This window comes from Paenibacillus sp. FSL H7-0714, from assembly GCF_038003765.1.
Classification (GTDB): domain Bacteria; phylum Bacillota; class Bacilli; order Paenibacillales; family Paenibacillaceae; genus Paenibacillus_AQ.
Genome location: NZ_JBBOPT010000001.1, coordinates 1,323,862 through 1,338,791, shown reverse-complemented (window position 1 = coordinate 1,338,791; position 14,930 = coordinate 1,323,862). Strand labels below are relative to the sequence as shown.

11 protein-coding genes, 5 tRNA genes and 1 pseudogene are annotated in these 14,930 nt (G+C 42.9%); 3 read left to right on the top strand and 14 right to left on the bottom strand.

Annotated features, from left to right (window positions below; genetic code table 11):
* Positions 1 to 16: 16 nt before the first annotated feature.
* Both NST34_RS05920 and NST34_RS05915 read right to left on the bottom strand, forming a co-directional pair.
* Positions 17 to 436 carry a thiol-disulfide oxidoreductase DCC family protein gene (locus tag NST34_RS05920; RefSeq protein ID WP_339801160.1) on the bottom strand — a complete coding sequence of 140 codons (420 nt, stop codon included), beginning with the start codon at positions 434 to 436 and terminating at the stop codon, positions 17 to 19.
* A 93-nt stretch (positions 437 to 529) separates the two neighbouring features.
* A complete protein-coding gene (locus NST34_RS05915; protein ID WP_042124803.1) occupies positions 530 to 808 on the bottom strand; it encodes a hypothetical protein in 279 nt (92 codons plus the stop codon).
* A gap of 339 nt (positions 809 to 1,147) precedes the next feature.
* Here NST34_RS05915 and NST34_RS05910 point away from each other — a divergent pair, with 339 nt between their 5' ends.
* Positions 1,148 to 1,627 carry a glutathione peroxidase gene (locus NST34_RS05910; RefSeq protein WP_042124801.1) on the top strand — a complete coding sequence of 160 codons (480 nt, stop codon included), beginning with the start codon at positions 1,148 to 1,150 and terminating at the stop codon, positions 1,625 to 1,627.
* Between the two features lie 174 nt (positions 1,628 to 1,801).
* On the opposite strand, the gene NST34_RS05905 is transcribed toward NST34_RS05910, so the two are convergent.
* Positions 1,802 to 1,884: transfer RNA gene (locus tag NST34_RS05905), tRNA-Leu, on the bottom strand.
* Positions 1,885 to 1,967: 83 nt separating this feature from the next.
* Positions 1,968 to 2,333 carry a helix-turn-helix domain-containing protein gene (locus NST34_RS05900; RefSeq protein WP_076284054.1) on the bottom strand — a complete coding sequence of 122 codons (366 nt, stop codon included), beginning with the start codon at positions 2,331 to 2,333 and terminating at the stop codon, positions 1,968 to 1,970.
* A gap of 229 nt (positions 2,334 to 2,562) precedes the next feature.
* On the opposite strand from NST34_RS05900, the gene NST34_RS05895 reads away from it, so the two are divergent.
* A complete protein-coding gene (locus tag NST34_RS05895; RefSeq protein WP_076284053.1) occupies positions 2,563 to 3,186 on the top strand; it encodes a hypothetical protein in 624 nt (207 codons plus the stop codon).
* Between the two features lie 75 nt (positions 3,187 to 3,261).
* On the opposite strand, the gene NST34_RS05890 is transcribed toward NST34_RS05895, so the two are convergent.
* From NST34_RS05890 to NST34_RS05850, 9 genes and pseudogenes are all read right to left on the bottom strand, one after another.
* Positions 3,262 to 3,344: transfer RNA gene (locus tag NST34_RS05890), tRNA-Leu, on the bottom strand.
* 6 nt (positions 3,345 to 3,350) lie between these two features.
* Positions 3,351 to 3,422: transfer RNA gene (locus tag NST34_RS05885), tRNA-Glu, on the bottom strand.
* Positions 3,423 to 3,868: 446 nt separating this feature from the next.
* Positions 3,869 to 4,321, bottom strand: coding sequence for a DinB family protein (locus NST34_RS05880; protein WP_341127360.1), 453 nt, complete (start codon positions 4,319 to 4,321; stop codon positions 3,869 to 3,871).
* 339 nt (positions 4,322 to 4,660) lie between these two features.
* Positions 4,661 to 5,032, bottom strand: coding sequence for a class I SAM-dependent methyltransferase (locus NST34_RS05875; protein WP_341127359.1), 372 nt, complete (start codon positions 5,030 to 5,032; stop codon positions 4,661 to 4,663).
* A gap of 48 nt (positions 5,033 to 5,080) precedes the next feature.
* Positions 5,081 to 5,506 (bottom strand): annotated as a pseudogene (locus tag NST34_RS05870) (GNAT family N-acetyltransferase).
* Between the two features lie 23 nt (positions 5,507 to 5,529).
* On the bottom strand, positions 5,530 to 5,979 hold the full coding sequence (locus tag NST34_RS05865) for an oxidoreductase (protein ID WP_341127358.1): 450 nt from the start codon (positions 5,977 to 5,979) through the stop codon (positions 5,530 to 5,532).
* 285 nt (positions 5,980 to 6,264) lie between these two features.
* Positions 6,265 to 6,353: transfer RNA gene (locus NST34_RS05860), tRNA-Ser, on the bottom strand.
* Positions 6,354 to 6,360: 7 nt separating this feature from the next.
* Positions 6,361 to 6,436, bottom strand: a tRNA-Asn gene (locus NST34_RS05855).
* 150 nt (positions 6,437 to 6,586) lie between these two features.
* A complete protein-coding gene (locus NST34_RS05850; protein WP_341127357.1) occupies positions 6,587 to 7,339 on the bottom strand; it encodes an MBL fold metallo-hydrolase in 753 nt (250 codons plus the stop codon).
* 126 nt (positions 7,340 to 7,465) lie between these two features.
* On the opposite strand from NST34_RS05850, the gene NST34_RS05845 reads away from it, so the two are divergent.
* Entirely contained in the window at positions 7,466 to 7,897 is a 432-nt protein-coding gene (locus tag NST34_RS05845; RefSeq protein WP_341127356.1) for an Lrp/AsnC family transcriptional regulator, read from the top strand.
* 200 nt (positions 7,898 to 8,097) lie between these two features.
* Here NST34_RS05845 and NST34_RS05840 read toward each other — a convergent pair whose 3' ends face one another.
* Positions 8,098 to 14,919, bottom strand: coding sequence for an S-layer homology domain-containing protein (locus NST34_RS05840; protein WP_341127355.1), 6,822 nt, complete (start codon positions 14,917 to 14,919; stop codon positions 8,098 to 8,100).
* Positions 14,920 to 14,930: the final 11 nt, after the last annotated feature.

Below are 14,930 nucleotides of genomic sequence, written 5' to 3'. Positions count from 1 at the left end.
CTAGCCAAATCCCGGATTACAAAAATCTTTGTTTGATCTCCGGTGTTGGGAGCAGACATTGCTCATCGCGCCCGAACCAACGGTAACGATTCCTTGCAACATAGCGGTAAAGGATATTCCGTATTGGGCGCGGCACTACAATAAAGAAATACGCAGCAGGCCAAGGCCATCTCAATCTACGTGCAATCCGCAGTACAGCAGCCGACTCTGTATAATACACACCGTTCTCCAGCAATACAACTGTGTTCAACTGCCCAGGTTGAAGTCCAGCCTCACTCATTAGCTTAGCGGCAATTTCACTTTGTAAAGGGGCGAATAGAAATTTAGCCTTGGGATCACGCGGGATGATGAAACGAATCAAACCTTGGCAAAGATGACACACCCCATCAATCAACACAATGGACTTATTTGGCATAATGTTCAGCTCCTCGTTCATAGCTCCCCCTCCCTATAAAGATAAGTGTATCGCATATTTTGGGTAAACAAAAACGCGGGATAGAATCCCGCGCCAACATGTACCGTTCTTTAATTATTCAGCAATTGCCTTTTCAATCCATTGATCACCGATCATTTGTCCTTCGAAATCAGCAGTGAATGCCTCCATGCATTTACAGATGAAATCTTTGCGGCAAATTGGACATGGAGTTTTAAGCAGGCGGCTGATGTTCGTCATTTTCCATTCCGGAAACCGATTATAAAACGCACGGCACTCCGTTCCATCAGCAAGCTTGATAATGAACTCGTACAATCCTTCCTTATCGTTGCTGCTGGCTTTGGTCACATTCGTAATATTCGGTCTGTAAGACATCTTCATCACCCATTATTTAAATTTTTGGTTGTAAATTGCACACGCAACATATTCTCAGATACTTAGACATATTAAAGAATTTTAAGAGTGATGTCAACCAAAGACGCCTAACACGGAGGCTATTTATTGCTCTTTTCTGATCAACGCCTTTATTCAGTCATTATTTCCATAAAATATATACAGATACATTTAATTTATGATCATTCATTTTGCTGTGATTTGATAAACCGAATGGGCGTTAATGGTTCATAGAATTTTCTTATTTGGCTCACCCTCATTAATAGTGTACAATTAAATTGCGATAAATTAAAATTAGGAATTACAAAGGAGGTGGCATCCATGAGTATTTATGATTTTGAGGTCAACACTCTTCGGGGTGCAGAAGAATCATTGTCCAAGTACAAAGGTAAAGTACTCCTTGTTGTGAATACAGCTAGCAAATGCGGGTTTACGCCTCAGTATAAAGGGCTTCAGGAAGTGTACGAGAAATTTAAGGATCGTGGATTCGAAGTACTTGGTTTCCCAAGCAATCAGTTTGCTGGCCAAGAGCCTGGCGAAAGTGATGAAATTGCAGAATACTGCGAGATTAACTATGGGGTAACCTTCCCAATGTTCGAGAAGATTGATGTAAAAGGTGATGAAGCACACCCATTATTCAAATACTTATCAAAGGAAGCACCTGGTGTTCTAGGCTCAAAAAGCGTGAAATGGAACTTCACCAAGTTCCTAGTGGATCAAGAAGGCCGTGTCCTTAAGCGTTTTGCTCCTAAAACTACTCCTCAGCAGATCGAATCCTATATCTCCAAGCTTCTGAAATAATCCATTCAATATGAAATTTTAAAAAAGGATACTGGCCACATCACTCAGCCCACTAGGTGATATGCGGTCAGTATCTTTTTGTCTTTAATCAATATACGAACATACAGCTTTCCGATTGCTCGTTAAGCATAAAAAAGAAGCCTTGCATCGCAAGGCTTCTTTCGTCATTCTGTATGCGGTAGAGAGGACTCGAACCTCCACGGGTATACACCCACTACCCCCTCAAGATAGCGTGTCTGCCATTCCACCACTACCGCGCGGTGAGATAAAACATAAAACTTTGTTTGAGGTCAACATTCATTATTATAAATGTACTTCCCCGAAATGTAAAGGCGTTGATTTAAGAATTTTCGTCGGCCCATTTCTGCTTACGATATTCAGTGAATGCTAGGTATTCTTTAATGAATTCCTTTTCCTCTGGAAGCAGTTTATTCGTTCGATCTTCATTCAACTTTGCTTCTCCGAAATCATAGTCCTCATTGCTCTCTTTCAATATTTCAGATGTATTTCTACCTAAAATAAGCCAGTCCAGACTTACATGAAAAAAAGCGCCGATCTCAATTAATTTATGTGTTCCCGGAGTAGATTTGCCCCGCTTCCAATCTCCCATATTACCTGTGCTTATATTTAACTGCTCGCAGAATGATTTCTTGGTGAGACCTTTTTGCTTAATTAAGTATTCTATACGTTCGTATATGGTCTGCATCCGTAAACCGCCCTTCACAAAAAAATAAAAAAGACTTATTTAAGTAATTACCTATTGCAAAATAACGCAAAAAAGTATATAATTGGTGTTACTATGTATTATCCGATTATATCATATGGCTAGAGTGACGATAAGAGGCGACTCAGGTGACAAGTGTCTGATGTAATGCCGTCTGACCCCCTTAATTAACATGTCATCCCGAAGGATCTCTAGGAGGGAGCGGTGACTTTTGTCAAAATGCTTATCATCTTCCATTATCCATTCACTTGAATATCTGCCGCACAATGCAGTGGTCATCAACAGCCAAGGAGTTATCCAGTTCACCAACAGGAAGTGGAAAGCATTTAGTCATGAATACGGCCTCTCCCCTCACAAACAATGGATTGGAGCTTATTATTCGGAGCTTCTGCAAGATGTGATCATCGATTCCGATCAATGGGCCAAGCTTTATGATTCGGTGAAAATTATACTCCGCAGAGAGCAACAGATTTATACCTCTGAGTTCATCATACAAACCGCCTATAAAGGGACGCGAATCTTTCGTTTGGAAATCTATCCGCTGCTCTCTGATTATTACCTAGAAGCTGCTTTTATAATTTCTCTATATGATTTGGGTGTATTTATAGAAGGAACTAAGATGTCGGGGATCACAAGCATCTGTTCGACATGTCAGCCAACACAAGAGTTAATCCCCATCTGCGCTTCCTGCAAATCCATTCGAAATTCTAAGGATGAATGGATCAACATTGAACATTTTTTAAAACATCAGCTTTCTCTGCAATTCACCCATGATATTTGCCCAGACTGTGTCAGACAGCTCTATCCCCAATATGCAAGAGCCTTCAAGAACTAATCAACTTGTCTAACCCTATAAAAAAAAGTAAGAAAACCTCTGCGAAGCAAAGGATTTCTTACTTTTTTATTTGTATGCGGTAGAGAGGACTCGAACCTCCACGGGTATACACCCACTACCCCCTCAAGATAGCGTGTCTGCCATTCCACCACTACCGCATAATATGACCCGTATGGGATTCGAACCCATGTTACCTCCGTGAAAGGGAGGTGTCTTAACCCCTTGACCAACGGGCCTTAGCAAGGTTGTCTAACGTGACAACAAAAATTATGATACCAGAAATAATAAGACATGGCAAGCACTTTTTTTTCACACCACTTCAGCCTGTAGCATTCTTCGATTCTTCAATCATCTCTATCCATCTCTATATCCCAATCAGATCTAATTCTGACCTTTATCTCCTCATATTGTTCCCTGGAGTGCTGTGTATCTCATGAACATAAAGAAGCTTCCTTCTAGGACCATGATCCTCGTAACGAATAAGTTCAATAGAAAAATCTGCGCCACAAGACCGTTATAATAAGACATATCTCCTTGATGTGTAAACGAAAGTATAGCTGTCTGTGTAAGAACAAGAGATATTAAGGAGGCTGCTAGATTGGATATAACATTTGTCTCATTGGTACATACAAAAAAACTTATTCCCAACCGATAAACGGAAGGAGAATAAGCTGTAAGCTGTTCATTTTTTCCCTTTTAATTCTTTAATCTGCATCATATGATGCCGGTCATGCGATATAAAATCCTTTAAATAGGACTCAAAGGAAAACCTTCCGTCAACATATTTCCCCGAGTATTTCCCCTCTTCAAGGTTACTTATACAATCTAATAGTAAGTTACGATACTTCATAGTCAATTCTATTAATTCATCTTTGGTTTTTGTCTTACCATATGTAACAGCATCATTATTGAATTGATCGTAATCAATAAGTTGAAGTGTTATCGCTTTATCACATGCTATCGGTTCTATCGTCGATTCATAGAAGTATTTATCCCATAAAATAATATGACTAACAACATCATGAATTGTCCATTTTCCTTCAGCGATGGGTGTTTTCCAATCTAAATCAATAATTTCTAGAACAAATCCATTCCATTCCTTAAACTGATTTAGCAAATCTGATCTGTTATTCATTGGTACATCTCCTTTTTTAGTAAACATCTTTAACAGCATTTATTAATACTCTCTTGATACATTATCTCAATAGCAAACTGTTATATGGGTACTCTCACGGTTTTTTTGAAAGCTCTATTAGTGCATTTTTTGCCGTAATTGAAGAATATCTTGATTGATTTCTTTACTATGATTAAAGAGTAGATGTTTTTCAAGGAGCAAGATAATATCATCAAAGTACGGCAAATCATATCCGAAATATGGATCCAAGTACCTGTCCAAACAAAATAATAGACCTCTCTTTTCTAACTTATCCAGTTAAATATGCCCTTGCTATATAATGTAAACCAACTCCTCTGACTACAAATTATGCTTCCTTCCAATTTCCCGCTTCATAAATATATTTATATCACTTATCGCATCTTGTTTTTTCATATAAAAAATAGAATTATACGAATACACAAAACTCATCGACTCATCGTTTAATGCCAACTGTCTCATGTCACCCTGATATATGTTTAAATTCTGCCCTCTTTCTGCTGCGAACTGATTAGCTCTGTTCATTTGTTCAACATTCATCTCTATTCCATATGTAGCGTATCCATAATTCGCAAACAAACTTAGTGGAGGAGTATCCCCTCCTGCCCCACAATCTAAAATGGTCTTTTCCATGCCACTTTCATTACATAATGCCAAAAATCTGTACAAGGGTATTTGTTTAAAAAGCTCCACAGTTGTTTCTCTCCTTTGATTTTAGGTTTATGCCTTCCTCAAGCCACCTTAATCATAGCTAAGATCCTTCTTGTAGTAAAAGTGTTTACTTCCAAGCGGAGCATCTTCGATAGTTGCAATTACTTTATATCCATACTTCTTATAAAATTCGGGCGCTTGAAAACTGAATGTATCTAATTTGATAAAAGTACATTTCTTTGCTTTGGCAACTTTCTCTGCTTCTTCCAATCATCTTTTCCCGTAACCTTGACTACGATAGTTATCATCCACCCACAAAATACCAATTTCCATCCAATTCCAACATATCGCACTGTTGATACCGGCAACAATATCTCCGTTATCATCCTTCAAGCATAAATTTATCTCCTCATAAATGCCGTTTGGTACTTGTTTAGAGTTAAATTCAATAAGTTTTTTTCTGACGTAATCTGTTTCTTCATATGTGCTATAAAATATCTTAGGATTAATCGACATAAGTTCCTCCTGATGGTTTATCTCTAACATCGAATCCCCGCAATCCCAAAAGTCTCATTTATAACTTTCTCGTACTCATCCCATTTAAAATAAAAAGGCCCAACATCAATAGCTTTATTGCTGGGTTCCCGTTTGAAATCTCTCCATATGATAAGATCCTCTTCTTTCTCAATAAATACGGATATAAAGCCACACTCTTCATCTCCACACCAAGGGCAAACTAATATTGGGTATCTGTAGTACATATATTCATGCATTTGGTTTAATAAAAAATAGTTAATCATTTTCCTTTGATGCTCTTCACTCCCCCACCCGAGGGATGGAACCATGTCATGTCTTTTCAGCATTTGATAAAGAGACCTGCCATCAATTATTATGTCAGCAAATTTGGTATTTTTATTTCCTTCTTGATCCGGATCAAAACTATCATATCTACTTGAAGGTTTAGTTTGTAATTGATTTATAGTTTTCATGTTCCCTCCGTTAAATTTCTTTCAGTAATATGAATGTTGCGTTAGCTGATATAGCTGGATTCATGAAACTTAACAAGTAAACATTCGCCTTTTCCACTCTATTCACCTTCCAAAATATTGAATTTGATCACTGATAATTCAGATTAAAAAAGACAAATCACACATTCGTGTGATCTGTCCCGGTACTTCCTCAATTCCATATATATCACATTTAGCAACCGAAAATAATTTTACGTAACAAAAAAAGAGCCCCCATAATGGAAGCTCTTCTTATGTAATTCAGAACGGAGAGAGTGGGATTCGAACCCACGCACCGCTTACGCAGTCTAACCCCTTAGCAGAGGGTCCCCTTATAGCCACTTGGGTATCTCTCCATAAAAATGGCTCCCCGAACAGGACTCGAACCTGTGACAACTCGATTAACAGTCGAGTGCTCTACCAACTGAGCTATCAGGGAACATTAGAAGTAAATTAGAAGTGAACATGAATTAATTTATCATGATTTGAAGGTCTAGTCAAGCGGGTAAAATAATTTTTGTGATCGTTTTCAAATTCAAGTATTTTTTCAGTCTGTAGCTAGATTTAAAAAGGGATTACTCCCCCTAGTTTATATGTAACACCATTCTCCATCTTCCGGAAGCTGTACTCGATCCTGTAGCTCCTCCTTCTCCAAGTGAGCTCTTAGCTTATCCCTGGTAACAAGGCAATGGTTGATGGCGTCCATGTGTACAGCGATCACCTTAGTAGAAGAAGCATATTCGCATAAGTCTACGACATCCTGCTCATTCATTGTGATATGACCTCCGGTTAAAAACTGCGCTCCACCAGCATTAACGATCGTCACCTCAGGTTTAAAGGCATCGAGTGCAATCTTCACCTCATCACACCAAATCGTGTCTCCTGCCAAATACACAACTGGTTCGTTTTCCGCCTGAAAGACAAACCCGGATACCTTCCCCATCAGCTTGCCAATCTCTCCGGTTCCATGCTGTCCACCGGTACGTGTTATAGTTACTCCTTGGAATGTCAGCTTATCGGTGATTTCCGAGACGTTCTCAAATCCCTGCTCTACTAGGGTATCCCTGTCCCCCTCCTGACAAAATAACGGTAGATTATTCGGCAGCAAGGAAACGGCAGCGGCATCCCAATGATCTGGATGAAGATGCGTGACTATTATTGCATTAGGATTCAGCCATTTGTCTACTGATCCCGGTAACGATACAAGCGGATTCCGACGGTCATTTTCCGTATTAAAAATGGGAGGATTAGCGCCCTGCTCACTCAACATAGGATCAATAAGAAATGTACTTCCCCCATACTCCATCCATAGGGTCGCGTTGCGAATATGCTGTATTTTCATCGTAAGCCCTTCTTTCTTTCAGATATCTTCTGCTACAATTAATTATAGTTGGACCTTGAAACAGAATACATTGAGATTGGAAAGAGATTGGCCTGTTCTACTTTCACGCAGAAAGGATTTTAAATAATGACGAGTTCTTATTCCATAGATGATGTGGATTTTCGCATCCTACAGCTTCTAATTGATGATTCCACGATCAGTCACAGAGACATTGGGCAGCAAGTGCATATGACAGGCCAAGCTGTGGGCGCGCGAATTCGCAAAATGCAGGACACCGGAGTGATTGAAGGCTACACCGTCCGCTGGAATCCAGATAAAGTTGGTGAGGCGATCCATGCCTTTATAACGGTCTTTCTAGGTTCGAATACGGTACATCCAGCCTTTCAAACATTCGCAAAGCAGCATGACAACGTAAAAGAAATGCATCGGGTTAGCGGAGAAGGCTGCTATTGGATACGTGTTCGTACGGGAAGCCAAGAGGATTTGAATAACTTTCTCGACGAGCTGCTAAAGTTCGGAAATTACAGAGTCAATTTGTCGATGGGGAAGCTTAAATAAGGCTGTATCGCCTATGAGGCCGCTATCGGAGCCAGTTGATCTTTTACGCAGCATAATCGAATATTTGGCATACTAACGGACCTTCTAGTCGCTATTGGCATGAAAATAACCAAATATGTTCTGGCAGACAGCCTTCGTCCAAAAAACGCAGAGCAGCTATTCTCCAATTACTGGAGAATAGCTGCTCTTTTAGTAGAAAATTAATTCAATAAGCCGGCGGCTTTAAGTAATCTAGCTAGGATCACAGCTGCCTCTGCACGGCTAGTATCACTGCCAGGCGCAAAGCTATCTGCCGATTGGCCTTTCATGATTCCTTTTGCTGTCAAGACATTCACAGCCTCTTTAGCCCAAGAAGAAATAGTAGACGAATCTGTGAATGCATCTGTCGCAGGGTTAACTCCAGATTCTCCAGCTCCAAGGTTTAACAGCTTTAGTGCCCTAGTTGCCATAACAGCCATTTGCTCCCGTGTAATAGGGGCGTTCGGACGGAAGGTTCCATCCTCATAGCCTTGAACCAGTCCTAAGGCTGCCGCAGCTCTGGCGTCTGCAGCATACCATGATAAATCAGACACATCACTGAAGGTCTTCGTTGTGTTCGCAGCGGCTAGGCCTAAAGAGCGTATTAGCATAGCTGCGAATTCAGCACGACTAACAGAGTTCTGAGGTGCAAAGTTATCTGTGGATTGTCCGGTCAAGATCAGTCGACTGGCAAGCGTTTCGATCTCGTTCTTTGCCCAGTGTGAAGAAATATCTCCAAAAGTTACAGGGTGTTGTGCAACGACGAATATACCGCTAGCACTGCTGCTCTTAACAGTAACCTTGGTCATCCCACCTACGAGCTCGAACAATGCAGGTACATAACGGAAGGTACCCGTCTGCTCATCGTAAATAAGGACTACTCCCGTCTTTGCAACCAGTGCTCCCTCCATCATAAATGTACGATCTACATACGTAGTGCCGAACCCATTAGCAGGTACAGTGTTTTTGCCATCTGTGACCTTTAAGGTGACACTTGCCGGAGTTCCTTGCACATTAAAACCTTGCTGCTTAGCCTTGGTAAGCAGTTGTTCCAATCCTTTTCCGCTTAGCGGATTTAGTTGGAACTCTAAAGTGCCTGCCGGCATTTGTGCCGCTTTCAGCACGCTCTCCACGAGTCCTAATGGGAAGCGATAGCTCATATCGCCACTGGCAATGACAAGCACCGCACTCGGGCTAAGTGCTGCTGCATTGCGTAAAGCTTCTGCGCTAAAGCGAGCTATACCATCTCCGTTAGCTGAAATCTCGATAAGAGCTTGCCCAGCAGTCGCCTTAGCTTTTAGCTGCGCATCATGATTAGCAGCTGGTGTTGGCGTTGGTGTAGCGACAGGTGCAACAGGATTTACTGACCCCGCCGGATCAGGAGTACTCGTTGGACTAGGTGTACTTGTTGGTTCGGTCGGATCCACAGGATCCGTCCCACCATTAGGTAACACCACCTCAACTGTATACACCCTCTTATCGTTGCCAACAGTTACCGTGAAGTCTGTGCTTCCCACTTTAACTCCATGGATACTGTCGTTTGTAAAAGCAGCAATGTCACTGCTCACAACATTAAAGGTAGCTTGTGTAGTAATATCCGCTCCTTCTTTGTCCAACACCTGAAGAATAGCTGACTTTCCTTGTTCTAATACAACAGGTCCGCTCTGTCCATCTGCTAGCTTGATGGAGAAAGGTTTAACAGCTGTGGCTATCCCTTGGTTCTGTTCAATGATGCTAAATTCAGGAGATGCATTGGACAGGAGGTTCATCCGTTCACCACGAATAATCAAGTTGTCGACGAGCAGATTTCCTTTCAGCTCCTTTGTAACCTCAATCCCGCTTGTGCCCGCTCCGTCAATCACGTTATTCGTGAGAACCACGCCATCCATATTCAGATTACCGTGGGCAATCAGGCCAGAATAGGTGCTGTCGAGCGCCGTATTGTTACGGATGAGTACTTTTCCTTTTAGGTTGCTCTCACCAGCGTACAGCCATAACGCACCGAGGTTTACCCCGTAGCCCGAATCATAACTACCTGTGCGAAGCAATGTATTCCGCTCAACGATAGTCGTTCCTTGGAACGGCTCTGCGGAGAAACGGGTAGATACAGCGATCCCGGCTCCGTTAGTTACAGTATCTTTTACCACGTTATCTTGAACTTTGTTATCTTTACCACCGAAGACCACAATGTTATCGGCCAACCATGGCAGTGAGACGTTATTAAAACGTGCCGTATTGTTATAGCTAAATGTCCGTTCCGCGCCATTCACTTCATTCAATTTGGTATCTGTGAACGACCACATCGCAATACCATCATCCCCTGGATAGCGGATGTCACTTTGTTCCATCATGCTGTTGCCAGTGCCTACAGCAAAGTTAATTCCATCCGCCATCAGATTGCGGATTCGAAGACCTGCCATATACAGACCATTCGTACGAGCCTTCTCACCAATAGGTTGTGTTAACCACAAGCCTGCTTTGGTATGTTCAATCCATACGTTCTGAATGACCGAGCCTTGGCCAAAAGCACCATGGAAGGCGTTAGTGAACGCTTCATCGTCCCGTACATTAATGCCACCTTCAATCAATAGATCGTATACGCCAACCTTGCCACCGTGACCGTAAAATTTGGCGCCATTCAGAACCGTATACCACATGCCTGCTCCACGGATTTCGGCTGTATCCAGATCCAGCAGACCCTCTCCGACATTAAAGGTACCTACCGGGAACCAAACCCCTTTCCCTGTTGCCTTCGCTTCGGCAAGCGCTGCCTTAAAGGCTGCGGTATCATCTCCCTCATCATTGGCTACCGCTCCAAAATCCGTTACAGAAATAAAGCCGGCAGGGCGAGTCAACTCAGGGGCTACCTGCTCCATATCCACCAAGTCGATGACGTATGAAGTCGCTTGGTCTCCTGTTCCTTTCTCTAAACGAATGGTTGCTCCGGCAGGAGCATCGCCAATCAGAGCATGAATTTCATCAAAGAAGCGATGTCCACTACCTTGACGAGGATCATTTGACCATGGGTAGCTACCATATTCCCAAGCATATTTTGAAGTCAAATTAAGCTGTTTCTTAACTCCATTTACATATAGAGTCAGTGTTTCTTCAGCACCAGCACCATCCGAACTGTCCGGAATGGAATAGCGCAGAACAATAGAATTAGCTGCTTCTGCAAGCTTGAACTCTATATAGTCCCCAGTATTCTTCAAGGCGACGGCTTGTCGTCCAGAAGCCTCAGAAGCCATAGTGCGATATTTCCGCGAAGGACCGATTAGTGTTCCGTTAGTCACTGCATCCTCAGCTTCATAGCTAATATAAGGAACTGTTGCCCCGCGGTAAACTTTGTTCACGCTATTTTTTACTGTCAGGCTATCAATGCCTACTTTATTCCAATCGATATTGTCGTTGCTTAGAGAAACGGTGTTGATTCCTGCACGCAGCTGCAGCTTCACCTGTACAGTCTTCCAAGAGGAAGTCTTGACCACGTTAACTTTATCTGATTCCTTCAGGCCGTTCACCTCAAGCAACAGATCTGTTACATCACTGGAAGTATTCTTGTAACGAACAACGGCATCATATTCACCGGCTTGCTGGGCATTGACTGCAAACCGTATAACATGATCTCCTTGGAATGCTTCTCCTCCTGCATACATTGCATCTGTAGGGATAGGCAGGAAGCTCCAAAGAGTGCTATCGGTTCCCACAGCAGAACCAAGTTGAACAGCTGATGCGTCGTGAGTAAGATAGGCTGTATTATCCGCACTTAACAGGAGCTTGTAGCCTAACTTCTCTTCCAGCGTCCACTGGGAACGTTCTGTTTCCCCAGAAGCTAACAAGACGGCTTGGTCTGCTTCATTTAAAGAAAGATAATGTTTGGTCTGAACATTCATTATGCGTTTACGTCCATTTACATCTTGGATGATCCATTGGGTGTGAGCCGCCGTGTCGGAGGCTTCTGCATATACGAGTGCCCCTTCTTGTTCAGCCAATACTTTACCAGTCAGCCCTTTCGGCACGATCGTTATAATGTTGGTATCATTCTGAACTGGAGTTGTTGTATTGTTATTGCGCAGTTCTCCAGACGGAGTAGTAAACTCCTGCTGAGCCGCTTCAAGTGTCCATTGAGCTAAGCCGTCACTCACTAGTAGGAGCGCACGTTCAGCATATCCTGTCTTATTCGCAATGTTTATTAATTCATCGTCGTATTCTCCATAGAGACTACGAATGGTGTAGTGCGTATAATCGGAAGCCAAGCTTACTTCCCAAGCAGATGCTCCGTCTATAGCCGGTTCCGCGCTACTGCTCTCCAAGTATGAATAATCTCCATTCAATGTTAAATAATGGCCTGTTGCTCGATTGATAATCGTTTGTTTGCCGTCCTGCACAGATATATTCCAATGCGAGAATCCATTCTCTGCTGACGGCTGCCCGTACAGAACAACTCCGTGTTCATTCTCGTATAAATACTCCCCGCTGCTTGCATTCTTAAATCTTACAGGGTAAGCAGGGATAGGTGGCGCAATCGCTTCAACGGCTTCAGCGGCAAAATGAGCACTGTTTCTATCCGCTGCATCGGGAGCCTTACTGATCTTTATAATTGGATTCCCATTCTCATCAGAAGCCCCATACATATAGTGGCCAGCCCATCCACTCTTGAAAGTAGTCAGACCTGAAGGCTGCATATCCACAATCCACTTAATGCTGCCCCATACATCATAGACGGTTTGCAGTGTCTGAACGGCAACATTAGGCTCAATCTCATCTACTGCACCACCTATATGCTCCAGGGAGAGGTAACGTCCAGTACCTTTATTTTTAATCTTCACAGATCCATTGCTGCCAGCTATTTCTTGCAGCTGCCAGACAAAGGTATCGTCATTCATATCAAGTGAACCATAAGTAGCCTGACCTACTGTTACATCCTCGTTCGCAGCAGCTAAAGCTACAGGATTTGGATCAGCGGTTGCAGATTCCGACTTATCCTGCGGCACCACTGCTTCAGTGTCCTGCGAATCATAGACAGCTTCGGTGACAGTCTTAGATTCTAGCAATTTCTCTAGTACATCTGGAGAGGTCAACAAAGGACCATCCTTAAGATATTGATCCTCACCATTTACAGCGTCAAGCTTGAAGCGGAACAAGTCCGGCTTTTTCTCAGTAACGGTAACAAATCGCCACTGTGGGCTGCCCCAGCCTGGATTGATCACACCATACTCGGCGTATTTAGTGAGATTTTGAAGTGAAATGAACTTCTCAGGGAATTTATTAGGTTCCTTATCGAGAACACTGCTGATTACGTATGTGTTGTCGCCAATATTTTTACCTGTCCAGATAAATTCCCGCTCCACATTATTCCTGTCTGGAAGCTCAGTGACCTGGATATGGCCATCTGGCATATTCATTGTGTTAATGTAGTGGCCTGTTTTCTTGTTCTTGAATAACTTACGGCCATTATATTTCTCAATCAGCCATTGATCGGAGCCATCCTTTTGCATATTTCCATATTTCAAGAGACCATCAGCAGATTCATACCAATAAAAAGACTTCCAGCCATTTTGAATACGATAATATGGAATGGTGCCATCTGTTGGTGTGTTAGGGTCTAGAAGCTGCCACTGGGCGCTTAATGAAGTCGCATCCGCACTTGCTCCAGCACTGTCCCCACCCAAGGTAGATAGATAGATGCCTTTGCTCTCTACATTTTCTAGTGTCAGATAATCATCATAATCATCAGAATCTTTAAAATTCCATTGATCCGATGGTTGGCTTCCGCTGATCTGCTCAGCCTTGGCTGTGCCATCACTATACGAAAGGTAATGATTAGTTGCTGCATTACGGATACGTTTATTACCGTCATAATCCTCTATATACCATAGATAATCGGATGAATCAGCAGTATCTGGAGCAATTAATCCGTGCTTAAGTGCACCGTTTGCGGATTCATACAAGAAATCTGTAGCTACTTGTGCATCTGTATAAGTTGCCAAGCGTACCGGCTGCAACTCGGAAATAGGGACAACTGTCCACTGGGCATTATGACTGGTTGCTTCACCCGGCCAGCTGTTAGAGCGCACGTTGTTATCTTCCTCAAACTGAGGATTCAGCCATAAAGGCTTAACTCCGTCGGTTAATCCTTTATTACTTAAGGTAATAAAACCCGCTCCATCCGCGCCTGGTGCATCTTCTTTCACCCATTCACTTAGCATCACCTTGTCCGGATCGATTTCTTGCGAAAAGACTCCAGCCCAAGTCACTTCATTTTGCTTAATATAATGACCCGTCTCACGGTTTCGAATCATCAGTGTTCCGTCGTCCGTTCCCGGCTCAAGAAACCACTGGGCAGCCTCATTCTTCAAAGGCTGTTTACCGTAAAGTACATTTCCTTTCTCCTCATACATCACCTGACCGGGACGCATCCGGCTTTCCAACCGTACAGGTACTGTTCCTGCGTTAGGATCGATAAAAGCCCACTGCGGACTCTCAAACGTAATATTGATATCCGAGCTTACTTGCGCATAACCAAGCTGATTCTCCTCGTGGATAACCAGCTTACTCTCAGGCACGCTCGCGCTTCGGATGATCATGTATCCGTTTCTATTGGAAGTATCGATCAACCATTGATCCGTAACACTCCCAGCTCCTTGGAGATCTGCCGCCTTAAGTGTATCCTCTTTGCCGTTGTTACCAGCCATTGTAATGTAGTGGCCCGTCTTCACATTCTTAATTCGTGACAGACCATTTACAGTCTCCACTGTCCAATGCGATGATGTGTCCGCTGGATTGGTCATGCCATAACGCACGATACCATCAGACGTTTCATATAAGAAATTATTTTTCCACTTATTCTTGATGAGTACTGTCCCTGATGGAATTAGCCCTGCGCCTGTTCCTCCAACCCCTTCTGCTCCTACGGAACCGCTACCGATTCCCATCACAGGCAAGCTTGAGAAAATCAGCAGCATCGCGAGCAGACCCGCCATCGCGGACCTGAATCTTTTCATAAATGTGCCCC